The sequence below is a fragment of the Geoglobus acetivorans genome (genome assembly GCF_039641995.1).
GTDB lineage: Archaea > Halobacteriota > Archaeoglobi > Archaeoglobales > Archaeoglobaceae > Geoglobus > Geoglobus acetivorans.
Map to the genome: position 1 here is coordinate 159,549 of NZ_CP087714.1, position 24,113 is coordinate 183,661.

A 24,113-nucleotide genomic window follows, 5' to 3' on the forward strand; every position below is an offset into this window, starting at 1 on the left:
GATGACAGATGTTGCAGAGGTCATTCAGAGGGTCATTCCCAACGTCATTCCCGATGAGAACCTTGTCAGAAAGGCAAAATCGGTTGAAGAGACCATCAAAAGCAGGCTTGAAACAATACTCGGAAATTATCCTGAAATCGAGTACAGATTCCTCGGGAGTTATGCAAGAAACACCTGGCTCCCGGAAGGGCTTGAAATTGACGTTTTTCTGCTTTTTCCCGAAAGCTACAGCTTTGAAGAGCTGGAAAAGGTCGGAATAGAGATCGGAAAGCAGATTGTGGACAGCTACGAATTGAGGTATGCGGCACATCCCTACGTCCACGGGACTGTGGATGGAGTCGAGATTGACGTCGTGCCGTGTTACAGGCTGAAAAGCCCCGAAAGAATTAAGAGTGCGGTAGACAGAACCCCGTTTCACCACGAGTGGCTTAAAGACAGAATCAAAGGAAAGGAGAACGAGGTCAGGCTCCTGAAGAGATTCCTCAAAGCCGGCGGGATTTACGGTGCGGAATACAGGGTCAGGGGTTTTTCTGGCTATCTGTGCGAGCTTCTTATTGTTTTTTACGGCTCTTTTGAAAACCTTGTAAGGAATGCGTCCCGCTGGAGAAGGGATCTCGTCATAGATGTCGAGAACGAAGAGGTCAGGGTGAAGAAAGGTCTTCAGAACGTTCTCGTTATAGACCCTGTTGACAGAAAGAGAAACGTCGCCGCAAACCTGAGCGTTGACAGCCTTGCAAAGTTCATAGAGCGGTGCAGGCTCTTCCTTGAGGAGCCTTCCGAGGAGTTTTTCATAGCAAGAGAGAGTCCAGTCAGTGCGGAGAGACTAAATTACGAGCTTGAAAACAGGTTTGTTTACGTGGTTGTTTTTGAGAGACCGCCAATAGTTGAGGACAACCTCTACACACAGCTTGAGAGGGCAGAGAAGAGAATAAAAAAGCTGCTCGAGGAGAACGAGTTTCAGGTGATGAGAACGGGACACCACGCTGGGCAGAATTGCTACCTGCTCTTTGAAACCCTTTCTGGAGAGGTTTCCGGAGTTAAAAAGCATTATGGCCCCAAGATAGAGAGCTACGAGAATTCAATGAGGTTTATCAGAAAGAACAGAGAATACAGCCGGTTTTTCGAGAACGGCAGATACGTCACATACAGAACGAGGAGACTGAAAAAGGTGGAGCAGGTGATAGAGCACGCCATAAGAACCCAGCACGAGTCGATGGGAAAGGACGTCTCTGACTACATAAGATACGGATCCGTGTATTCTGGGAGGGAAATACTGAAGCTCGACGACCTTCTCCACACCCTGGCTGACTTTCTGGGGGTGAAAGAATGAAAATAACCTTCCTCGGTACGGGTGTTGCGGTGAGCCTCGCCGGAAAGGCGCAGCAGTCTATTCTGATAGAGGACGATAAGCTCGTGCTTGTGGACTGCGGATTCGGAACAATGCTCAGACTCCAGCAGGCAGGGTATGATGCAACAGACATTGACGCAATCGTTCTCACCCATTTTCATCTCGACCACTGCGGAGAGCTGATGGGAATTCTGAAGGCGAGGTGGCTAAACGGTGCGAAGAAAATCGACATCCACGCCCCGGAAGGCGCCAGAAACTTCATGGACAGCTTTTTCTCAGCATCTCCATATCTAATCGGAAAACCTGACTTCAGAGTTTACGAGGTTTCTGACGGAGATATCTTTTCAATCGGACACCTGAAATTCGAGGCGAGGAAAACGATACACTCTCTGGAGAGCTTGGGATATGCAGTGAATGATGTGCTGATTTCAGGGGACACGTCAGCATTTTCAGGGCTTTACCACGATGTCGATACGGTGATTCATGAAATGTCCCTGGACTTCGGCGGAAAGCCAGACTTCCACACCTCACCCGAGAACTTCGCAGAAAACGCCGGAAACATCAGGAAGGCGTACTTCATACACCTCTACCCCCCAGCGTACGGGAACAGGAAAAATATTGCAGCGTTTCTCGAAAAGAAAGGAGTCAGAGCTGAGTATCCGAACGATCTCGAAGTTTTGATGCTGTGATTTAGCAAAGCAGAGAACACATCACAGATAGAGAAACTAATCCACGTTTAGCTTAGATAGTCACAGATCCATAATGCGTGATAGTTCCTTCCAGTTTTTAACCCAATACCGGTCTGATTTTAACAAATACGGAGGTGATTGAATTGTTTAGGAAGGGTACTTTCAATCCCTTAAAGGTCTGATTTCAACTTAAAAAGAAAGTATCTTCAAAATTCAGAAAGTATGCTTTCAATCCCTTAAAGGTCTGATTTCAACCCTCATGTTAGGAATATCTTGCCAATTATTGCCGAAATCTTTCAATCCCTTAAAGGTCTGATTTCAACATCCACCTCTCCACTAACTTGTACAGTGTGTCTGCTCTTTCAATCCCTTAAAGGTCTGATTTCAACGCCACTACGCCCACCCCCTCACTTATACACTATAAACTTTCAATCCCTTAAAGGTCTGATTTCAACCAGACTAGCTATATCTCAGACTCGACGTTGATTGAGATCTTTCAATCCCTTAAAGGTCTGATTTCAACGTAGTGTGATCGTCTTATCATCAATTATTTTCCCACCTACCTTTCAATCCCTTAAAGGTCTGATTTCAACTCTCTGCAATGTTGGTAGTCCCCGTGATTTCAATTTCTCTTTCAATCCCTTAAAGGTCTGATTTCAACGTGTAATTGAGTAGGTGGAGTTTAGTCAAAAATAGATCCTTTCAATCCCTTAAAGGTCTGATTTCAACGTTGGAGACCACGGGTCGAGGAAGTACCCGGTTTGGAACTTTCAATCCCTTAAAGGTCTGATTTCAACCTCCGCTAATATACCCTTAAAATCCTTTAAAAAGCTTTCTTCTCGCTTCTTTCATTTAAATACTGCAGCAAACCCCCAGTGATGCAGGTCATTTATAACGTTATGCGACTTTTATTCCGGAGTTTGTTTTTGAATTCGGGTTATTTAGAAGGTTCTATTCTGAAATTGATTAATTCTGTCTGGGGAGAGAAGGGAGATAAAAATAATCTGGCCCGAATTCTGGAAAGAAGGAAGTGAAAATTAAAAGGTTTTACTATAAAAATGATGGATTAAAAGATTTGCGACTCAATTTAAACGGCAATTTTCCCGATTGAGAGGCAGCACAGAACCAGAATCAGTAAAGAAGCCATACTGGCTGGGATTTACTGGAAAACAACCGTGTTTGCCTGAGGCACAACTCGACTCACCGGAAGAAAAACTGCGTCCAGGCCGGAGGGCTTGACCACACCTATGCTCCGTCCACGTTCCGGATTTCCAGGAGAGCAGCATTGCAGGAATGACCGGGAATGTCGAAAACTTTAAAGCCTTCCCGTATTTTTAGCCCCCATGAAAATACTCCTGCTTCACTCGGACTACATCGAGTATGAGGTCAAGAAGAAGACCAGACTTGCCGAACCATTTGAGGGCAAGGGTGAGAGGGTAGATGAGGCCCTTGTGGTTTTCATTTCTGTCGAAAAAGGAGATACGGAAGATACAGCATTAAAAGCCGTTGAGGAAATATCTGAAGTCGCAAAAAAGGTTAATGCCGAAAAGGTTGTTCTCTATCCTTACGCTCACCTTTCGTCAAATCTTGCCGATCCAGAAACTGCCGTAAAGCTACTGAAATTCATGGAAGAGAAACTCTCCTCCAGCTTCGAGGTTCATCGCTCGCCGTTTGGATGGTACAAAGCCTTCAAAATCTCATGCAAGGGACACCCTCTCAGCGAGCTTTCCAGGGAGATCAAAGGTGAGGATATTGAGGTAACCCAGGCGTTGAGGGATGAGGAGAAGGCCAAAAGCTACTGGTACATCCTCACGCCGGAAAAGGAGCTTGCCCAGGTTGAAGATTTTGACTTCAGTCAGTACCCAAACCTGAAGAAGTTCGTGGACTATGAGATATCAAAGAGGAGAGCCGTGGACAGGGTTCCTCCGCACGTTGAGCTTATGAAAAGGCTCGAAATCGCAGATTACGAGGAAGCATCAGACAGCGGACACATGCGCTACTATCCCAACGGCAGACTGATAAAGAGCCTTCTCGAGATGTTTGTAACAGAGAAGTGCATTGAGTACGGGGCGATGGAGGTAGAGACCCCAATAATGTACGATAGGGCCCATCCAACCCTGAGGAAGTACTTGGAAAGGTTCCCGGCCAGGCAGTACATAATCAAGGGCGACAAGAGGGATTTCTTCCTGAGGTTCGCCGCCTGTTTCGGCCAGTTTTTAATGACGTCTCAGGCCACGATAACCTACAGGCACCTGCCTTTGAAAATGTACGAACTCACTCGATACTCATTCAGGAAAGAGCAGAGAGGCGAGCTTGTAGGACTGAGAAGGCTGAGAGCGTTCACCATGCCCGACATGCACACAATAGTCAGAGACATTGAAGAGGCAAAGGAGGAGTTCTATAACCAGTACAAGCTGTCGGTCGAGGTGCTGAGAGAAATAGGCCTTGAGCCTGAGGACTATGAAGTTGCTATCAGGATAACCAAGGACTTCTATGAAGAAAATAAGGAGTTCATCCACTCGATAGCCGAAGTCCTGAACAAGCCCATACTCATCGAGATGTGGGACAGGAGGTTCTTCTACTTCGTGCTGAAGTTCGAGTTCAATTTCGTTGATGCACTTGACAAAGCCTCTGCTCTCTCAACAGTTCAGATTGACGTGGAGAACGCGGAGAGATATGGCATTACTTACGTGGATTCTGACGGTAAGGAAAAACACCCGCTCATCCTGCACTGCTCTGCAAGTGGTGCAATAGAGAGAGTGATGTACTCTCTGCTTGAAAAGGAGTACATGAAAGCGGAGGAGGGCAAACTCCCCATGCTGCCCGTATGGCTCTCCCCAACACAGGTCAGGATAATTCCGATAGCCGAAAGGCATCTCGAAAAAGCCATTGAAATCGCAGAAGTTCTCAGAGCAAACAGAATAAGGGCAGATGTCGATGACAGGGAGGAAACCACAGGAAAGAAGGTGAGGGATGCTGCAACCCAGTGGGTCCCGTATGTGGTCGTTGTGGGAGACCGGGAGCTGGAGAGCGGAAAGCTGAGCGTTACCGTTAGAAAGGAATCCACCAAGGAAAAGCAGAAGAAGGTTGAAATGACCGTTGACGAGCTGATCGAAGAAGTTAAAAAGGAGTGCGAAGGTAGACCGTACAAGCCGCTCCCCATGCCCGTACTGCTATCTAAAAGACCATCTATGAGGTGATGATATGGAAAAAAATCTTCTGAAAACGTTTGTGCCGCTGATTGTTGGTCTGGTTGCCGGAGTGCTGTCGTACTTCGTCACGGGCGACCTCCGTACAAGGGATCCCGTGGGGATTATAGTGCTCGTTTTCTTCATCTATCTCCACAAGCTCATACTTCCGAAGTATGGCGTTGAAATCGAATCAAAGGACTGGGTGGGGATAGGCTTTCTGACACTCGCAACCTGGTACATCTCCTGGACGATTCTGCTGAACATGTGAACATTCCCCAATTTAATTCCCTTCAGTCATAACTCCAGAGGTCGGCAGGTATTCCCGGAACCCTTATATTCAGCCCAATTTTCCAACAACCGGATGAGCCTGAGGATCGCTGTTGTTGACAGGGAGCGATGTCAGCCCAAGAAGTGCGGGCAGGAGTGTCTGAAGTACTGCCCCGTTGTAAGAACGGGAGGAGAGGCAATAGTTATCGAGGAAAAAGCCATCATAAGCGAGGAGCTCTGCCAGGGATGCGGCATATGTGTCAAAAAATGCCCGTTCGGGGCGATAACGATAGTCGGCCTGCCATCCCAGCTTGAGGGTCATGAGGTTCATCGCTACGGTAAAAACGGTTTTGTTCTGTACAATCTGCCCATACCGAGAAAGGGACATGTTGTCGGCATTCTCGGCCCGAATGGAACGGGTAAGAGTACGGCTCTGAAAATCCTCTCAGGTCAGCTCATACCCAACCTCGGAAAGGAGAAAGCAGACTGGGATGAGGTTCTTGACAGATTCCAGGGGACCGAGCTTTTTGACTACCTTAAATCTCTCGCAGACGGTGGTGTGAGGGTCAGCGTTAAACCCCAGTACATTGAGGGCATCCCCAAGGTATACAGGGGAAAGGCAATTGACCTGCTCTCCAAGGTTGATGAAAGAGGCGAACTTGACGAATACATAGGCAAGCTGAACCTGACAAACGCCGTGAACAGAGACATAAAGGATCTGAGCGGCGGAGAGCTACAGAGGGTGGCGATAGCTGCATGTCTGCTGAGAGATGCTGATTTCTACTTCTTGGATGAGATAACATCGTATCTCGACATATACCAGAGGATAGAGTCGGCAAAGGTTGTCAGAGAGGTGGCGGAAAAGAGACCGGTGATGATAGTTGAGCATGACCTTGCCATACTTGACATGCTTGCAGATTATGTCCACATAAGCTACGGCGAGCCAGCAGTCTACGGCGTCATAACAAACGCAAAGGGCGTCAGGGTGGGAATCAACCAGTACCTCAGAGGGCATCTGGCCGAGGAAAACATAAGAATCAGGGAAAAAGAGATAGAATTCGAGATATTCCAGCCGTCAGAGGGTGTTCAGGAAGATATCCTCATCGAATATCCGGCATTCAGAAAAAGCTTCGAGAACTTCACGCTCGAGGCTGAGAAAGGAGATTTCAGGGTTGGAGAGGTTGTGGGCGTTCTGGGTCCAAACGCAACCGGTAAAAGTACGTTCGTGAAGGTTCTTGCCGGAGTGCTTGAGGATGACGAGAAGAAGGTCGATCTGGACGTGAAGGTGTCCTATAAACCCCAGTACGTGAAAGGAGACATCTCAATGCCTGTCATAAGCTTTCTGAGAAGCATAAACCCGATGGTCGAGTCATCGTACTACAGAACAGAATACATAAAGCCCCTTCAGCTTGAGAAGATTCTCGAAAAGAATATTGATGAATTGAGCGGCGGAGAGCTGCAGAGGGTGGCGATAGCTGCATGTCTGCTGAGAGATGCTGATTTCTACCTCCTCGACGAGCCTTCAGCCCACCTCGATGTCGAGCAGAGAACAGAGGTTGCAAGAATTCTGAAAAGATTTGCCATGAATAACAGCAAAACCGTGCTCGTGGTTGACCACGACATATACCTTGTGGACATGCTTTCGGACAGAGTTATGGTCTTCGAGGGCGAGCCTGGAAAGAGGGGCGTGGCAAGAAAGCCCGCCAGTCTGAGGGACGGGATGAACAGATTCCTCAGGAACCTCGACATAACGTTCAGAAGGGATGAAGAGACCAAAAGGCCGAGAATAAACAAACCGGAGTCAAGACTTGACAGAGAGCAGAAAACTGCTGGCGAGTATTACTACTACGTGAGGGAAAACTGAAACGGATGAAACACGCCCAAATTCGTATCAATTCTTTAATTTAAAATCGAAAAATAAAATAGTGGATTACTGAGCTTCTGCCTCAACCTTCTCCCCGGACTTTGCCAGGCTTTCGGCGGTAACCTTTGGTTCCTTCAGCAGTTCGATCTTCCTGATCTCGACCCTTCTTAGCGGGTAAACCTTCTTTGCCTCCCTGTAAATCTCGGATGGTATCTTTCCGAGGATTGCCTCCTGCAGGAACTGGACGAAGTTGAGCTTTGAGGCCTTATCCTTGACGATCTCGTTCATGACCTTCCTGATGACTCTCTTCTGAGAGCTCTGGCACCTCTTGACCGTGAATGCAACAGTCTTAACTCTGATGATGTAACCATCGGCTGTCCGAACATCCACGATGTCCTCTATCTTGCTCGTCCTCCTCCTTGTGAGGCTGTTCAGATAGTCTCTGGTAAGCTCAAACCTGTGGAACTTGGTGTATGCATTCTCTCCCGCAACCCTGTAAACCTTGAATACGAGCTTTTTGTACGGGTTCTGGTTTGAGTAGTCGTTGGTGAGTTCTGCCAGCGTAACCTCCACCGTCCTGTTGAGGACCTTGTTCTCGTCATCCGCTGGCGTGTAACCTACTTCCGCCATTCCAAAGTATTCCGGAGCGATGAGCGTAAACCATTTCTTCATCGTCCACTTGTCCTTAACTCTTGCCTGTCTCCTCCTCGCCATCTTAACACCCCTTAACCTCTGGAAACCTGACGCTATTAATAAACTTTTTGTGCTTCCAGTGTACAGTTCCGGAGGTTTCTTCAGGCCGTACCATAAAACCTCCGATGACAGTATGCAGGATGACGAAACAGCATTCCCGTGCAGCCCTGACCAGTAGCCCGCATAACCAACGGGATGAAAAACATTACACCAGAAACAGAAACCATATCGTTTCTGCACCTGTAAAAAAGAACCTCACATCCCAAATACCCATCATGAACCATCCCCTCCCCAGGTAAACCGTTCTGAAACATCTCCTCCCCATTCCACACCTCGTTTTCACCCCCAAGACCTATTGCCTCTGAGCACATACTAATGCTCAGAGGTGATGTGAGATGAAGAAGAGTGGTTTGATAGCGGGTGTGGTTGTAGGCCTGATGGCCCTTGCGGTGTATACAGCTTCAGCCCACATGGGTGGGTTTGGATATGGATTTGGCATGCCGGGCATGATGGGACCCATGATGGGTTACGGCTATGGATATCCCATGATGGGCGGGTATGACGGAGATGAGGGATACGTCCCTTACGCCTACGGAAACCAGGGACAGGCTGAGCTGGTCGATGTCAGTGGAAAGGTGTCGACCGTATACCCCATGGGAGTGGTGCTGGACAGTGGAAAGTACGTGACGATGCCATGGTGGTTTGCAGCCAATCTTGGAATAAAGCAGGGAGATGAGGTCAAGGTTAAGGGCCTGGAATACGGGAACTCGATAATTCCTGTGTACATCGAGGTTAATGGTCAGAGCCTTGGAGATGAGAACTCGAACATTCCAGTATGGATGCAGGGAGTTCAGGGCTTCTCACCTGGATACGGCTACGCCCACTGCCCCATGATGGGGTGGTAGTATTTCTCAAATTTTTAACGGAGGTGGATGTGAAATGATGGGTTACGGTGGAATGATGGGTGGCTACGGGTTCGACGGCATGGGCTATGGCTATGGCCTTGGATTCATCTGGCAGATAATCTGGCTGGTGGTGATCATAGCAGTAATTTATCTGGTGATAAATGCTCTCAGCCAGAACAGGGGCGGTTCAAGCTCTGGAGAGGAAAGCAGAGCGCTCAGAATTCTTGACGAGAGGTTTGCAAGGGGAGAGATAAGTGCTGAGGAGTACAGGAAGCTCAAAGAAGAACTTTTGAGGTAGCCTCATACCAACAGGGGTTTTCCTCGCCCTCTTAATGCTATTTATCAGAGTTAAATACATCTCAATCGATTTCTCCTTGCGTAATGTGATTGTGTCGCTTGAACAAAACCTTTTTCTGTATTCCATTCAAATAAAAAATCATGAAAATCGCTGTACACGGCGCAGCAGGGAGAATGGGAAAACTTGTGATAAAGAACGCAGTTGAAGAGGGCTTTGAGGTTGTTCAGGCTTTTGACGTATCAAGGATAGGGGAAGATGCTGGAGAAGTTGCCGGGATTGGAAATATTGGCGTTCCTGTTTCAGATAATGTGGAAGAGCTTTCATGCGACGTCGTGATTGACTTCTCGGTCCCATCTGCGACCATGAAACTGCTCGAGGTGTGTGCTGAGAAGGGCGTAAAGGCAGTTGTAGGGACAACCGGTTTGAGTGAGGAGCAGAAGAAGAGAATCGAAGTAATTGCCAGTAAAATTCCTGTTGTTCTCTCGCCTAACTTCAGCGTTGGCGTGAACATATTCTGGAAGGCACTGGAGATGCTGGCTGAGAAGCTTTCCGACTATGACATGGAAATCTTTGAGATCCACCACCGTTTTAAGAGAGATGCACCAAGCGGGACTGCGCTGAGAGCAGGAGAGATTTTAAGAGAAGCATCGGGCAAAAACCTGAGGTTTGTGTTCGGCAGAGAGGGTGAGAGCCTCAGGAGTGATGAAGAGATCGGCGTGTTTGCAGTCAGAGGCGGAGATGTGGTTGGGGAGCACACGGTATTTTTCATAGGATTCGGGGAGAGAATCGAGCTGACTCACAGGGCCTGGAACAGAGAAGCGTTTTCGAGAGGGGCCGTGAAGGCTGCAGGCTGGATTGCGGGTGTTGATGAGCCGGGCCTTTACTCCATGAAGGACGTTCTTGGCATTTAATTTCGAAGCCTTTATCTTTTTTCCCGCCAACCTTTCGGGGGGATGGTCATGGTATCCTTTGAAGAGGTTGCTGAGACTGTTGTTGAGCTTTTCAGGAAGGCCGAAACCGAGCTGCCCGAAGATGTTATTCAGGCTTTGAAAAATGCATACGAGCAGGAAGACAATGAGGTGGCGAGGAATACGATTGGAGCAATTCTGAGGAACATAGAGGCCGCAAGGGGTTTGAAGGTGCCCATGTGCCAGGACACCGGCCTTCCAATAATATTCGCTGAGATTGGGAGGGACTTCAGCCTGGACTTCAATCTGAGAGATGCGATAATTGAGGGTGTAAGAAGAGCTACAAAAGAGGTTCCACTCAGACCGAATGCCGTTCATCCGCTCACGAGAGAGAATCCGGGAACAAACATCGGCCCTCATGTGCCTCTGATAACGGTGGATGTTGTGGAGGGAGATACTCTCAAACTCACGGTAATGCCCAAGGGTGCCGGAAGTGAGAACGTCTCCGCCCTGAAGATGCTCCTTCCCAGTCAGGTCGGTAACGTGGAGAGGTTCATAATCGAGGTTGTGAAGAACGCTGGGGGAAAACCCTGCCCGCCCATAATTGTCGGAGTAGGGATTGGCACCACCTTTGATGGGGCAGCAAAACTTGCCAAAAAAGCTCTTCTCAGAAACGTTACCAGCATGGACGAATTTGAGAGGGGGTTGCTGGAGAAAATAAACAGCCTCGGTATCGGTCCGGGTGGACTTGGTGGAAAAACAACCGCTCTGGCAGTGCTGGTTGAAACCGGGTACTGCCACACCGCATCTTTACCGGTAGCGGTAAACATCCAGTGCTGGGCAAACAGAAGAGCTTCAGCTGTACTGAGGTGATGGTGATGGCGGAACACTGGTTAAAGACTCCGATTGGTAAGAACGAGATTCTGAATCTGAAAGTCGGTGACGTGGTTTACATAACCGGCACAATGATTACAGCAAGAGATGAGGCCCATGTCAGAATGCTGGAGTACTTTGATGAGGGGAGGGAGCTGCCATTCAGGATTGAAGACGTGGTAATCTATCACTGTGGTCCCATAATTGTAGAGGATGGTGGAAAATACAGGACGATCTCCGCCGGCCCAACCACCTCTGCCAGAATGAATCCTCTGACACCAAGGGTTCTTGAGAAGGTTGACAGAATGGTTATTGTCGGCAAGGGTGGCATGAACGAGGATGTTGTAAACGCTCTGAAGGGCAAGGGAGTGTATCTTGCGTACACCGGAGGGGCAGGGGCGCTTGCAGCACAGACCGTAAAAACAGTCAGGGACGTTTACTGGAAGGATCTTGGGATGCCTGAAGCCGCCTGGGTTTTTGAGGTGGAGAATTTTGGACCATGCATAGTTGGAATAGACTCCAGGGGTAACAGTCTTTACAAGGAGGTGGAAAAAAAGGTTGAAGAAAATTTCAGGAAAATCCTTTCTCAGCCATAACTTCATCAACTATTTTATTGAACTGGGCATCCTCTGCATTGTCCCAGGAGGTACGTGAACAGGTACTCGCACCATGTTATGAATCTCTTGTCCTCAGAAACATAGAACCTGTCAACCCTGTCATTTAACTGCAGAATCGCAAACTCACCATCGATAACTCCAAGCTGTATCGGAGTGTCGAAAACCTTCACGTGTACCTTGCGTTTTACCAGTTCGTATTCGTCTTTTGTGAGGTCCATATCCTGGAGAACTTTTCTGAAAGTGGAACCTCTACCATAGAGGGTTTCGCGGTTTGAGATGACTCTTTCTTCCACACCCTGCAGGTTTTTCTCCACCATTAGTTTGTAAACGTCGTAGCTTATGACCTTGTCAACATAAAGGCCGTACTCCTTCGCTTCAGCAATTCTTTCAACACCGAGCTTCAGCGCACTTTCAATGTCCATTACCTCCGCTCTTCTCAGATTGTGTATTCCCGCCAGGAACCCTGGTGGAAGAAGCTCAACAAACTCTGGAACACCGTTAATGTCGTCTTTGAATTCATATACTGCCTTTATAACGTCAATAACTTTCAGAAATGCCAGTCCCGCTCCGGTAAGACAGTATTTCTCGCCCTCCCTTCTCACAAGACCCTCGTCTTCAAAAATTGTGAGGGTTCTTGATAGTGTGGAAGGAGCGTAGCCGTTAATATTGAGAATCTCTCTGAAACTGCAGGGTTTATCCATCAAACTTTCAAGAATTCGAACCTTATCCTCCTTTACGAGTTCCTTAGATATACTATCAAATCCCATGTTATATTCAATCGGCTCTCGGAGATATATTTTTCTCTTTTCGATAATATCTGCAGTGAATGGAAATCCTGCACTCATCGCACAGGGGCCTGAGAGGTTTGCATACCGTCTGACCGTAACCCACAAATGCCCTGTTCACTTTTCTCCAGAGCTTTTCAGGAATCCTCTTCTTAAGCTCGATTTCTGTTTCCTCGGGGGTTTTTGTTTCAACAATGCCGATTCTGTTGGCAATTCTGTGGACATGTGTGTCGACGGCTATGGTTTCGACGCCGAAGACCTCAGAAAGGACGATATTTGCAACCTTTCTCCCAACACCAGGGAGCTTCAGGAGACCTTCAAGTGTTGAGGGTATCTCTTTTCCGTCAAGCTCTTCAGCAAGCTTTTTCAGAATTTTGGCCTTGTTTCTGTAAAACCCAACACCTTTCAGGAGGTCTTCGAGTTCACGGATTTCCATGTTTTTCAGGTCTGAAAAATCACTCACCCTCTGAAACAGCCTGTCTGCAACACTCACGGTCTGTTCGTCTCTTGTTCTTGTGGAGAGTATTGCGGAAATAAGCACTTTAAATGGGTCGGATGTCCTCTCTTTCAGCGTGTAAACCGGTGCATTTCGCCTCTTTGCCTCGTCTTCCATAACGTCGAGAATTCTATCAATGCTCATTGAACCTCCTCTCCAGGGTTTTCAAGAGATCTGCATGGGACCTGAATGTGAAATCTGGCGTGAACCGGAACCTTTCTGCAAGGTCACTATTTCGCCCGTTTTCAAAGAACCAGAATTCAATACCGGCGTTTCTGGCAGTGAGATAGTCATATATGTAATCTCCAACCATGGCCGTCTCACTTTTGTCCACCCCAACATCTTCCATGGCGTAAATCACGGGCAGGGGAGAGGGTTTGATGTCATCCTCTCTCGTAAACACAAAATCGAATTCGAGCCCGTGCCTTTCGAGATTTACCCTCACACTTTTCATTGAGTTTCTTGTGTACAGGGCGGTGTAAACACCTCTCCTGTCAAGATACTCAAGAAGATCTTTCACACCGGGATAAAGCCTTGATTTTTTTGCACACTCAAGTTCATAGCTTTCCAGAACCTTCAGCATTTCCCTGCCTTTTTCACTTCTGATGATCTCCTCAAGAATGGGTCCATTTATTCCGAGAACGCTTTTTATTCTGTCAACCGGAATGTTGAATTCCACCAAGGTACCGTCAAGGTCGAAGATTATCAGCTTCACAGCAAAAAGAGATTTTGTGTTGGAGTATTAAAAAGCTATGTCGAGGGGATAGTGACAGGCAAAGCCATGTTTTCCTTCGGTAATCTCCGGTTCCTCCTTTCTGCATTTGTCCTTCGCAAACGGGCAGCGTGGATGGAACCTGCAGCCCTTGGGTATGTCTATCGGGTTGGCAATGTCGCCCTTTATGTCCACTCTATCCCTTCGCCTGACGAAGCTTGGGACTGATGACAGCAGAGCAGCCGTGTATGGGTGCCTCGGGTTGTGGATGACCTCGTCAATATCCCCGATCTCGACGATCTTGCCCAGATACATCACTGCAATCCTGTCGCTTACGATCTTGCCTACTGATATATCGTGAGTGATGAACAGCATGCTCAGGTCGTAGTCTCTCTTGAACTCCATCAGAAGCTGAAGGATTGACGCTCTCAGACTGACGTCAATCATGGAAACTGCTTCATCAGCAACAACAAACTCAGGTTTCAGAATCATCGCTCTCGCAATCACGACTCGCTGCCTCTGCCCACCTGAAAGCTGGTGCGGCATTCTGCTGTAAAATTCTTCTCCTGGAAGTCCAACCCTGTCCAGCATCTTCATGGCAATTTCTACTGCCTCATTTTTCTCTGCCAGTCCATGAATGAGCAGAGGGTCAATGAGGTGATCCCCTATCCTCATTCTTGGATTGAGGGATGCATAGGGATCCTGGAATATCATCTGGATTTTTCTCCTTATTGCCCTGTACTCTCCGCCTTTCAGCAGGGTAATATCTTTTCCGGCGTAGAATATGCTGCCTTCTGTCGGGTTTTCAAGCCCGACAATCATTCTCCCGGTTGTCGTTTTACCGCAACCACTTTCACCAACAAGCGAAAGGACTTCTCCTTTCCCCATGCTGAAGGATATCCCATCAACTGCCCTGATGTACTCTCTCTTCCTCGAAAGCATGGCTTCAATGGCCGATTTCTGAACCGGGTAGTATTTCTTCAGATTTTTTACTTGGATCATTCTCCCACCTCGTAAAGCCAGCACTTCACAACCCTGCCGTCCACAACCGTGCTGGGTGGCTCTTTCCTGCAGACCTCCTTTGCAAACCTGCATCTCGGTCTGAACCTGCATCCTTCGGGAGGATTCGAGAGGTCGGGAGGTGAGCCGGGGAGAGGTTTGATTTCTCTGTCTATCCAGAGGTCCGGAACAGACTGAATAAGTCCTTTTGAGTAGGGATGCAGTGGCTCGTTCACGAGCTTTTCTGCACTGCCGTATTCCACGAGCCATCCGGCGTACATCACAGCAATTCTATCGCTCCTCTCAGATGCAAGGGCGAAGTCGTGCGTTATGAGCATTATTGCCTTTCCCTCACTTTTGAGATCATCCAGCAAATCCATAATCTTTTCCTGAACTATAACGTCCAGTGCTGTTGTCGGCTCGTCGGCTATCAGGAGCTTGGGATTGAGCATCACAGCCATGGCGATCATGATTCGCTGCCTCTGCCCACCTGAAAGCTGGTGCGGATAGTAATTTAGCCTGTTCCTGGGCAATCCGACCTTTTCAAGCATGTCTCCGGCAAGCTCTCTGGCATCGTTTCTATCCATGTCTTTGTGGGCAAGAATTGTTTCAATCATCTGGTCGCCTATTCTCTCGAGAGGATCGAGGCTGGTCATCGGGTCCTGGAACACCATCCCGATTTCCTTCCCCCTGAGGTCTCTCATCGCTTCCTCGCTGAGACTGAGTAGGTCTCTACCGTCAAATCTGACAGCACCTCCTGTTATTCTCCCGGGGGGGGGAGATCAAGCGCATTATTGAGTATGCGAGTGTCGATTTTCCACAGCCACTTTCACCAACAACAGATATGAATTCTCCGGAATCGAACGACATCGTAACCCGGTCAACTGCCTTTACGACTCCTTTTCTCGAGATGAAATGGGTCTCCAGATTTTTGATCTCTATGAGCATCATCTCTCCCTCCTCGGAGCGTAAACTTCGCTGAGACCTTCTCCAATCAGGGCGAAACCCAGTGATAGGAGCATGACCATAAGTCCGGGGAACGTGATCATCCACCAGTAACCTGCCGGCAGGTAGGGTCTTCCGGACCCCAGTTCAAATCCCCAGTCCGGTGTGGGAGCGCTGACGATAAAGCCCAGGAAGCTCAGACCCGCTTCAGTCAGAATTGCATCGGCAATATTCAGAGAGAACACGACGACAAGAGTAGGAACTATGTTGGGCAGAATGTACTTTCTGAGAATTCTCGCATCGTTCGCCCCTATGGTTTTTGCGGCTTCAACAAACAGCCTCGTCTTCAGGCTCAACACCTGCCCCCTGATCATTCTGAAGTATGTCGGGACGTAAACCACCGAAATTGCGATTACCGCATTAATAACGCTTGGGCCGAGGACAGCTGCGATTGCAATTGCCAGAATCAGACTCGGGAAGGCATACATGGAATCCATGATCATGGAAAGAGCCCGGTCGAGCTTTCCTCCATAATATCCGGATATCAGACCGAGAGGGACACCTATGATCATGGAAAACAAACCTGCAGTGAACACAACCATGAGGACGATCCTTGAGCCGTGAATTATTCTCGAAAAGACGTCCCTACCGAGGTTGTCAGTGCCCATAAGGTGCTTGGCACTTGGCGGCTGAAGCACATCGTTGGTCATCTGTACGGGGTCGTAGGGGGCGATCAGGTCTGCGAACACTGCCATGAACACGATTGAGAGAACTATTGCGAGCCCCGCTATGACCATGTACCTGCCTTCGTACTTGGGTATGAATCCGAAGATCACCCTGGCGAGATTTTTTGCCTCCATTTCACCACCTCAGTACCTAATTCTGGGGTCAAGCAGTGCGTAAATGACATCCACTATCAGGCTTATCAGGGCAACAAACACCGCATAGAATACAATTGCCCCCTGAACTGCGTTGTAGTCTCTGTATTCAATTCTTTCAAGCAGGAATGTGCCCATACCAGGCCATGAAAATGTCGATTCCGTAAGCACAGCTCCTGCAAGCAGTATTGCGAACTGCAAGCCCATCAGTGTTACAACGGGTATAAACGCATTTTTCATCGCATGCTTAACGACCTTCCACTCTCTGACTCCTCTTGCCCTGTATGCGACAATGAAGTCCTGGCTCAGCACATCTATCAGGTTGTTTCTCAGAATTCTTGTGTATGCTCCCGACAGAACAATGCCGAGGGTCATGGATGGGAGGAAGAGGTACAGAAGTGAGGTCTCCAGGGACTCAAGATTGAGGGTGAGAATCGAATCAAGGACATAAAGACCAGTAATGTGGTCCGGAGCGAGACCGGGAGTTATTCTCCCGCCTATAGGCAGGATTTTCAGGTAAACGCCAAAAAACATCTGGAGAAGCATTCCAAACCACGGGATGAAGAGCGTGTATGCAACAACGCTGTATATTCTCATTCCTGTGTCGGCTTTGCTACCTCTCCTGAATGCCGCGATTGAACCCGTCAGTACGCCGAGAAGCACACTTATTGTGAATCCGAATATTGTCAGCTCGAGTGTTGCTGGAAAACGGTCCATTATTTCCTCCATGACAGGCCTTCTTCCCCAGATCATGGAATTGCCGAGGTCTCCCGTGAACACGCCTTTCAGATAGTCTATGTACTGGATCACGAGAGGCTTGTTCAACCCTGCCTCTTCTCTCATCCTTTCGAGGACTTCTGCAGGCACCTTCTGACCGACCATGGCTGAAATCGGATCCCCTGGCAGGATCCTCATGATAAAGAAAACAAGAGTCAGAAGGATAAGAACGGTGGGGATTACCATCAGCGTCCTCGTTACTATATATGCTTTGAGGGAGGACATGGCTCTGATTCAAAAAGGCAACATAAAAAGCTATTTGTTAATAAAAAATAATAAAAAATTTAGGATATGTCAAGCAGGTAGTACCTGAAGATCATTGTCGGGTCGAGGGTGATGCCCTGAATGTTGCTCTTTGCCACAACTGTCAGTTTGCCCTGAACCAGTGGTATTATTGGCGCATCCTCTGCAAGCTTCTCCTGAATCTGTTTGTAAAGCTCCTCTCTTTCCTGCGTTGACGTTGCCTTCGAAGCTTTCTCAATCAGCTTGTCCATCTCTTCATCGGCATACGGATATCCGAGCCAGTTGTTGGCTGTGCTCTTGAGGAATGGTGCAGTATAGTCATCGGGATCGAGATAGTCTGGGTACCATCCGAAGAGCGAGAGCATCATTGCGGACTTTCTCGCATAGTCGGTGTAAGTGGACCACTCTGCGCTCTTAAGCTCGACTTCGATCATTCCCGTCTTCTCAAGCTGAGCCTTTAGGATCTGAGCTACATCCTTCTCGGTATCTCCGTAGTGTGTTGGGGTCCACCAGAGTTCGAGCTTGAGCTTGTTGCTCTCGCTGTAGCCAGCCTGGCTGAGAAGCTGCTTGGCGAGTTCAATGTTGCCATCGCCGTACTTGTCCTTGAATGCGTCAATGTGGCTCCACATTCCGTTTGGAACGAGTGAGTAGAGCGGCTCCATCGTGCCCATGAACACCTTGTCAATAATTTCCTGCCTGTCTATTGCTGCAGCTATTGCCTGTCTCACGAGTTTGTCCTTGGTTGGGTACTCTGTGTCCTTGTTTGCGTTGAGGACCAGGTATCTGATGAAACCACCGGGGGCCTCAATAACCTGCAATCCCTCCTTGCCCTTCAGGGACTGGATGTCGACAGGTGATAGGGTTCTCCAGGCGATATCGATCTCTCCCTTTTCGAGAGCAAGCCTCAGGGTTGTTGCATCCTTGTAGAATTTCACCACAATCCTGTCAACCTTTGGCTTCTCTCCGAAGAAGTTCTCGTTCGTTTCGAGAATCAGTTCCTGATCTCTGACCCAGCTTGCTATCTTGTACGGGCCTACTCCACCTGCAGTCTGGTCAGGATCGATTGCATCAGGCTTGTAGTTGGGGTGCACGGGGAAGTAGGGTGGTGTTGCAGTAAGTGCTAGGAAATACGAGATCGGCTCCTTCAGCGTGAATTTTACAGTGTAGTCATCCACAGCCTCAACCTTATCGACGAACTCTGTAACAAGCCATGATGGATCTCCCTGGAGTTCCATTACTCTCTTTATGCTCCTGACGACATCTTCTGCCGTGCATGGTGTGCCGTCAGCGAACTTCAGGTCCTTCCTCAGGTGGAAGATGTATACCTTGCCACCATCCTGCACCTCATAGCTTTCGGCCAAGAAGGGCTCAAGCTCGGTCGTTCCGGGTTTGTATCTCATCAGTCCGCCCATGATGTTGTTCATTACCTCCCAGGTGTAAAAGTCGTAGGCGTTGGCTGGATCAAGTTCTGTAATTTTGTCCGTGACTCCGATTGTTATCGTTTTCACTTCCGCTTTTGGAGCCTCCTGCTTCTCTCCGGCACAGCCGAAAAACAGCACTGCAAGAAGCAAGAGGCCCACTACCAGGACCTTATGTTTTGCCATGGCATAACGTAAACTGACAAATATATTTAATTTACTCTAAAATTGGGCAGAGGGTCAAATGCGAAAAAGTGGTAAATGTCCGGGCAGCTAAAGCAAAACGCTAAACTCTCTTTCTGAATTCAGCCGGTAACTTCAGAATGCTTGCGAGTCCAATGAGGTTTTCTTTGCTTATGAGACCGTCTGCGACCTCCTTTAGAGCCTGTTTTGCATTGAATGCAATACCAAGTCCAGCCTTCTCGATCATAATTCTGTCGTTTGCGCCATCCCCTATTGCGACGATGTTCTCTTTTTTTATTCCCTCTTTTCTCGCAATCTCCTCGATAATTCTCGCCTTTTCCTCAGCGTTGATGATTTTACCCTTTATTTTTCCTGTAAGCTTTCCGTTCTCGATTTCAAGCTCGTTTCCAAAGGCATAGTCAAGCCCCAGCTCGTTTTTCAGCTTATCTGTGAAGTATGTGAAACCACCGCTGACAAGAGCAACCTTGTAGCCCGCCTTTTTAAGAGATTCTATCAGCTCTTTGGCCCCCTCTGTGAGCCTTATGTTTTCGTAAATTTTTTCCATCACCTCCACTGGCAACCCCGCAAGCAGCTTTACTCTCTCTCTTAAAGCAGTTTCAAAATCGATCTCACCACTCATTGCCTTTTCTGTCAGCTTTTTGACCTCCCCCTCCACCCCTGCAACCTTTGCAAGCTCATCGATGATTTCCATGTCTATAAGGGTGGAGTCCATGTCGAAGACGATCAGCTTTTTCTCTTCCTTTGCAACGCTGTATGGCTGTATGACGACATCTAGTCCCGTCTTTTCAATCTCCTCTTTCAGCTTGTTTTTTACTTCCTGAACATCGGCCTCGCCCATATCCACCACTATTGAGATGGATATTAGCTGATCTCTTGCCGTCAGTGATGTCCTCTCTATGTTGGCCCCGTAGGAGAACAGTATTTCTGAAACATCCCTGACTATGCCGACCCTATCTTTTCCAATGACTGTAACGATGTATCTGTTTTTCCCCCCAATCCTGATTCTCTCGAATGGAGAGAGATGGTAATGGACCCCAATTTCACGGGAAATTCTGTCAAGTTCGGCTTTAAGCTCGTCTATACTCAACTCCGCCCTGGTGGCGTCACCAACGATAAACATTGTGAAAATACCCTGCAGAACATTCTGCTCAATATCCACTATGTTTACATTGGCTCTGGCAAGCAGATCAGTAATTCTGAAAACTATTCCGGGTTTGTCAATTCCGAATATCGAAAGAGCGAGCAGTTCCACGATTTCATCTGGAAAAAATTGTTAATAAGAGTTTTGAAAAATGCTGTCAAATACAAGAAAGATTAAAAATTAGCTTCTTACTATCAATTACAAAAGATCACATCATGGTGACTGTATGAAGATCGGCGTATTTGTGTGTCACTGCGGTCTAAATATCGCAAGGGTTGTTGACGTTAATGAAGTCGTTGAATACGTGAAAAATCTTCCGGATGTCGTTTATGTGAATGACATAAAATACAGCTGCTCTGATAGCGGCCAGGAGGAGATAATTCAGGCCATAAGGGAGTTCAACCTCGATGCGATTGTGGTTGCAGCGTGCAGTCCAAAGCTGCACGAGGTTACATTCAGAAGGGCTGCAATGCGGGCTGGCCTGAATCCCTACATGGTTGTGATGGCGAATATAAGAGAACAGTGTTCATGGGTCCACCAGGAAAGGCCCAAAGCAGCAACGGCCAAGGCAAAAGACCTTATTCGAATGGCAGTTGCAAGTGCGAGGGCGCTCGAACCCCTTTCAAGAAGACATACTGAAGTGAAGCAGGCTGTGGCTGTTATTGGGGGTGGAGTTGCCGGGATTGAGGCTGCCCTGAACATAGCCGATGCTGGAATACAGGTTTACCTGATAGAGAAAGCCCCGACCATTGGCGGTCACATGGCGACCCTTAATGAGGTCTTCCCCACAAACGACTGCTCGATCTGCATTCTCGCGCCGAAAATGAGTGAAGCCCTGAACCATGAGAATATCGAGGTGATAACCAACGCTGAGCTTAAGGATTTTGAGGGACACGTGGGCAACTTCAGGCTCAAAGTTATAAGACACCCGCGATATGTTGATGAAGGCAAGTGCAAGGGATGCATTGATGACTGCAGCTCTGTATGTCCGGTAGAGGTTCCAAACGAGTTCGATTATACTATCGGGACGAGAAAGGCAATTTACCTGCCTATACCTCAATCAACACCGCTCTATGCTGCAATAGACTGGCAGCACTGCATTGGATGCAGGCTATGTGAGAAAGCATGTGAGCCTGAGGCAATAGATTTCAGCCAGAATCCAGAGGAGATCGAAATTGAGGTTGGGGCGGTTATTGTTGCCACGGGCTTCAGGCCGTTTGACGCCCGGAGGAAGGAAGAATACGGGTATGGCATATACAGAAACGTCATCACCTCACTCGAACTGGAAAGATTGCTCTCAGCCTCCGGACCCACACTGGGCGAACTTTTGAGACCTTCAGATTCGAGTATCCCCAAGAAAATCGCATTCATTCAGTGTGTTGGTAGCAGAGACGAGAAAACCAACAGATACTGCTCAAGAGTTTGCTGCATGTCGAGTTTAAAGAACGCATTTGCCATAAAGGAGCGTTATCCTGATTCAGAGGTTACTGTATTTTATATTGACATCAGAGCTTACGGAAGAATGTACGAAGAATTTTATGCAAGAACGCAGGAGAAAGGCATCAGGTTCATCCGGGGCAGGGTTGGAGAAATTTATGAAACGAATGATGGCAGCCTGATTCTGAGTTATGAGAATACACTGCTTGGAGAGGTTGTTGAGGAGGAATTCGACCTCGTGGTTCTGTCGATAGGGATGGAGGGCAACACCGAGGTTGCGAGAAAGCTCGGAATATCTGTTGGGGAGGACGGGTTTTACGAGGTGGCGCATCCAAAACTCAGGCCGGCAGAAACCGATGTGAAGGGCATATTTCTTGCAGGCACTGCAAGCGGTCCGAAGGACATTCAGGACAGTGTCGCCTCGGCAGGCCTTGCTGCTGCAAAAGCGATGGAGCTGATCGTGAGCGGTCAGGCAGAATTTGACCCTTACAATGCTTATGTGAATCCTGACAAATGCATTGGGTGCGGACTCTGTGTCAGCGTGTGCAACTTCAGCGCTGCATTCATGGAGGGCAAGAAAGCAAGGATCGATCCGAATTCGTGTGTTATGTGCGGGGTGTGCGTCGCTTCATGTCCTGCAGATGCGATAGACATGGGATTTTTCAACGAAAAATCCATAATCTCGGCCATAGATGCGCTGGCTGAAGAAAAGAGTGCTGAACCCTTAATTCTCATGTTTGCATGCCATTTCTGCAGCTATGGTGCCCTTGACCTTGCGGGAACAACGAAGGTGCAGTATGAGCCAAATGTGAGAGTCATCAGAACCCTCTGTTCCGGCAGAGTCGATCCTGAATGGATCTTGAGGGCGTTGAAGAACGGCATAGACGGGATCATGATATCGGGATGCAGGCCGGGAGAGTGCCATTTCAAGGTCGGCAACTATCATGCACAGGACAGAGTTAATGCCATCAGGGAGGCGCTCAGAGAGGTTGGAATAAATCCTGAAAGGGTAACGACAAGCTGGCACTCAGCTGGAGAGGCAGGAGGGATTGCGGAGGACATCAGCAGGTTTGTGGAGACCCTGAAGGAGATTGGGCCAATTGAAAGTGAGGTGAACAGAGATGGTTGATGTTGAGCGTGACATAGACATGGCTGGAGAAACCAAATTCAAGTACATCCAGAGAGCGGGAAAGGAGGTCAGGGAGCTTGTTTATGATTACAAAATCTGCAACGGATGCGGGATATGTGTTTATGCCTGCCCCGTAAATGCGATTGAGCTTGGTCCCGTGCATGACATAGCCATAGGGCTTGAAATGCCTCCAGTAACCATAGATCACACAAAATGTGCGTACTGCGGGATATGCTATGCATTCTGCCCGTTCAATGCCTATGAATTCTACGTAAATGGAAATAAAGTCGAAAAAGAGGATCTTCCTCTCTCTCCTGTCGGATTCACCGAGATTGATTACGGGAAGTGCATGGACTGCACACTCTGTTACAGGGTGTGTCCGGAGGATGCCATTACGAGGGAGATAAAGATAACGAGAGATGCGATTTCGGAAAAAAATGAAGGTGTAAATGGCAAGGTGATCATAGACAGGGAAAAATGCAACCTGTGCGGGATCTGTGCTGAATTCTGTCCGGTTTTCAAGATGGTTGAGCGAGAACCAGGCCCAACCAATCCGATGCCCTATGAGGATATTCTGCTTGACGAATCTACATGCGATTACTGCGTGCTTTGTGAAGATGTGTGTCCTGAAGAGGCGATAAAAGTCGAGGATGGGAGAAGAATCGAGTTCAGGCTTGAAAAGCTTGCCATCATTTCTGTTGATAATGAAAAATGCTCCAACTGCGCATACTGTGAGGTTGTCTGCCCCTACGATGCCATAAAAACCACGAAGCCCATGGAAGGGGAATTATTCCTTTACGAGCCGAGAATGTATCGCTGCGATCCGGTGGGATGTGGAGCGTGCATTAAGATATGCCAGCACAACAGGGTGTGGTACGTTTCTGAGGACAAGGGGAGGGTTCACTTCAATGAGGATCACTGCATTTACTGCGGAGCCTGCGAGAATGCCTGTCCGTATGATCTCATAGGGGTCAGGCGGGAGAGCTATTACACCAAGGAGAATGTTTCATGGGAGCCATGGGTGGAATCGTGGCATCAGGCTCTGAGCAGAATAATTGAGAAGAGAAGAACCACTGAGCCTGAAAGAAAGCTGTACCGGGAGGAACTGGGAGGGATAATTGCTGAAGAGGATATCATCGTCAGGAAAGTTGATGAGCGTGTGAGAGCAGAGCTTGAAGAGAAATTGAGGGCCGTTGAAGCGTTGTTGAAACGACCGTATTATCGAAGGGTCATCGAAAAGGGCAATACGGAAGCCTTTATAAACGGATTGAGAAAGGAGCTAAGCGAAGGGTGAAC

At 48.1% G+C, this 24,113-nt stretch carries 21 protein-coding genes, 1 pseudogene and 1 CRISPR repeat array; of the genes and pseudogenes, 12 read left to right on the top strand and 10 right to left on the bottom strand.

The genetic code is table 11. The annotated features are described in order from the left end of the window. Position 1: 1 nt before the first annotated feature. The 5 genes from cca (at position 2) to LPQ35_RS00950 (ending at position 7,359) form a co-directional block, all read left to right on the top strand. Positions 2-1,330: a CCA tRNA nucleotidyltransferase gene (gene cca / locus LPQ35_RS00930; RefSeq protein ID WP_193808594.1), complete on the top strand. Its 1,329-nt coding sequence runs from the start codon at positions 2-4 to the stop codon at positions 1,328-1,330. Continuing rightward, positions 1,327-2,037, top strand: coding sequence for an MBL fold metallo-hydrolase (locus LPQ35_RS00935; RefSeq protein ID WP_193808595.1), 711 nt, complete (start codon positions 1,327-1,329; stop codon positions 2,035-2,037). The genes cca and LPQ35_RS00935 overlap by 4 nt, the downstream gene beginning before the upstream one ends. A 159-nt stretch (positions 2,038-2,196) precedes the next feature. Beyond that, a CRISPR array of direct repeats spans positions 2,197-2,834; the repeat unit is 30 nt; unit sequence CTTTCAATCCCTTAAAGGTCTGATTTCAAC. A gap of 546 nt (positions 2,835-3,380) precedes the next feature. After that, positions 3,381-5,237 carry a threonine--tRNA ligase gene (locus tag LPQ35_RS00940; protein ID WP_193808596.1) on the top strand — a complete coding sequence of 619 codons (1,857 nt, stop codon included), beginning with the start codon at positions 3,381-3,383 and terminating at the stop codon, positions 5,235-5,237. Between the two features lie 4 nt (positions 5,238-5,241). After that, positions 5,242-5,496, top strand: a complete 255-nt coding sequence (locus LPQ35_RS00945; RefSeq protein WP_193808597.1) for a hypothetical protein — start codon at positions 5,242-5,244, stop codon at positions 5,494-5,496. A gap of 93 nt (positions 5,497-5,589) precedes the next feature. Next, positions 5,590-7,359, top strand: a complete 1,770-nt coding sequence (locus tag LPQ35_RS00950; RefSeq protein ID WP_193808598.1) for a ribosome biogenesis/translation initiation ATPase RLI — start codon at positions 5,590-5,592, stop codon at positions 7,357-7,359. A 66-nt stretch (positions 7,360-7,425) separates the two neighbouring features. Here the strand turns inward: LPQ35_RS00950 and LPQ35_RS00955 are convergent, their stop codons facing one another. Next, entirely contained in the window at positions 7,426-8,073 is a 648-nt protein-coding gene (locus LPQ35_RS00955) for a 30S ribosomal protein S3ae (protein ID WP_193808599.1), read from the bottom strand. Positions 8,074-8,447: 374 nt separating this feature from the next. On the opposite strand from LPQ35_RS00955, the gene LPQ35_RS00960 reads away from it, so the two are divergent. The 5 genes from LPQ35_RS00960 (at position 8,448) to LPQ35_RS00980 (ending at position 11,632) form a co-directional block, all read left to right on the top strand. Further along, a complete protein-coding gene (locus LPQ35_RS00960) occupies positions 8,448-8,957 on the top strand; it encodes a hypothetical protein (protein WP_346297656.1) in 510 nt (169 codons plus the stop codon). Positions 8,958-8,991: 34 nt separating this feature from the next. After that, entirely contained in the window at positions 8,992-9,255 is a 264-nt protein-coding gene (locus LPQ35_RS00965) for an SHOCT domain-containing protein (protein ID WP_193806672.1), read from the top strand. 140 nt (positions 9,256-9,395) lie between these two features. After that, positions 9,396-10,166, top strand: coding sequence for a 4-hydroxy-tetrahydrodipicolinate reductase (gene dapB, locus LPQ35_RS00970; protein WP_193806671.1), 771 nt, complete (start codon positions 9,396-9,398; stop codon positions 10,164-10,166). Between the two features lie 48 nt (positions 10,167-10,214). Beyond that, the gene (locus tag LPQ35_RS00975; protein WP_193806670.1) at positions 10,215-11,036 is read left to right on the top strand and encodes a fumarate hydratase; all 822 of its coding nucleotides are present in this window, start codon (positions 10,215-10,217) and stop codon (positions 11,034-11,036) included. A 5-nt stretch (positions 11,037-11,041) separates the two neighbouring features. Beyond that, positions 11,042-11,632 (top strand): FumA C-terminus/TtdB family hydratase beta subunit, encoded by a 591-nt coding sequence (locus LPQ35_RS00980; RefSeq protein WP_193806669.1) that lies wholly within the window; start codon positions 11,042-11,044, stop codon positions 11,630-11,632. A 14-nt stretch (positions 11,633-11,646) separates the two neighbouring features. On the opposite strand, the gene LPQ35_RS00985 is transcribed toward LPQ35_RS00980, so the two are convergent. The 9 genes and pseudogenes from LPQ35_RS00985 to serB form a co-directional block, all read right to left on the bottom strand. Next, positions 11,647-12,420: an ArsR family transcriptional regulator gene (locus LPQ35_RS00985; RefSeq protein WP_193806668.1), complete on the bottom strand. Its 774-nt coding sequence runs from the start codon at positions 12,418-12,420 to the stop codon at positions 11,647-11,649. 7 nt (positions 12,421-12,427) lie between these two features. Further along, positions 12,428-13,078, bottom strand: a complete 651-nt coding sequence (locus LPQ35_RS00990; RefSeq protein ID WP_193806667.1) for an endonuclease III — start codon at positions 13,076-13,078, stop codon at positions 12,428-12,430. Continuing rightward, entirely contained in the window at positions 13,068-13,649 is a 582-nt protein-coding gene (locus LPQ35_RS00995; RefSeq protein ID WP_193806665.1) for an HAD-IA family hydrolase, read from the bottom strand. Before LPQ35_RS00995 ends, LPQ35_RS00990 begins: the two co-directional genes overlap by 11 nt. Positions 13,650-13,676: 27 nt before the next feature. Further along, positions 13,677-14,648 (bottom strand): oligopeptide/dipeptide ABC transporter ATP-binding protein, encoded by a 972-nt coding sequence (locus LPQ35_RS01000; protein ID WP_193806663.1) that lies wholly within the window; start codon positions 14,646-14,648, stop codon positions 13,677-13,679. Then, positions 14,645-15,593: pseudogene (locus LPQ35_RS01005) on the bottom strand (ABC transporter ATP-binding protein). The gene LPQ35_RS01000 and the pseudogene LPQ35_RS01005 overlap by 4 nt, the downstream one beginning before the upstream one ends. Continuing rightward, positions 15,593-16,450, bottom strand: coding sequence for an ABC transporter permease subunit (locus LPQ35_RS01010; protein WP_193806661.1), 858 nt, complete (start codon positions 16,448-16,450; stop codon positions 15,593-15,595). The pseudogene LPQ35_RS01005 and the gene LPQ35_RS01010 overlap by 1 nt, the downstream one beginning before the upstream one ends. A 9-nt stretch (positions 16,451-16,459) precedes the next feature. Then, the gene (locus tag LPQ35_RS01015) at positions 16,460-17,470 is read right to left on the bottom strand and encodes an ABC transporter permease subunit (protein ID WP_193806658.1); all 1,011 of its coding nucleotides are present in this window, start codon (positions 17,468-17,470) and stop codon (positions 16,460-16,462) included. A gap of 59 nt (positions 17,471-17,529) precedes the next feature. Continuing rightward, the gene (locus LPQ35_RS01020; protein WP_193806656.1) at positions 17,530-19,092 is read right to left on the bottom strand and encodes an ABC transporter substrate-binding protein; all 1,563 of its coding nucleotides are present in this window, start codon (positions 19,090-19,092) and stop codon (positions 17,530-17,532) included. 100 nt (positions 19,093-19,192) lie between these two features. Next, positions 19,193-20,362 carry a phosphoserine phosphatase SerB gene (gene serB / locus LPQ35_RS01025; RefSeq protein WP_193806655.1) on the bottom strand — a complete coding sequence of 390 codons (1,170 nt, stop codon included), beginning with the start codon at positions 20,360-20,362 and terminating at the stop codon, positions 19,193-19,195. Positions 20,363-20,477: 115 nt separating this feature from the next. Here serB and hdrA2 point away from each other — a divergent pair, with 115 nt between their 5' ends. Both hdrA2 and LPQ35_RS01035 read left to right on the top strand, forming a co-directional pair. Continuing rightward, positions 20,478-22,817, top strand: coding sequence for a CoB-CoM heterodisulfide reductase HdrA2 (hdrA2, locus tag LPQ35_RS01030; RefSeq protein ID WP_193806654.1), 2,340 nt, complete (start codon positions 20,478-20,480; stop codon positions 22,815-22,817). Continuing rightward, positions 22,810-24,111 (top strand): 4Fe-4S binding protein, encoded by a 1,302-nt coding sequence (locus tag LPQ35_RS01035; RefSeq protein ID WP_193806653.1) that lies wholly within the window; start codon positions 22,810-22,812, stop codon positions 24,109-24,111. The genes hdrA2 and LPQ35_RS01035 overlap by 8 nt, the downstream gene beginning before the upstream one ends. Positions 24,112-24,113 lie beyond the last annotated feature (2 nt).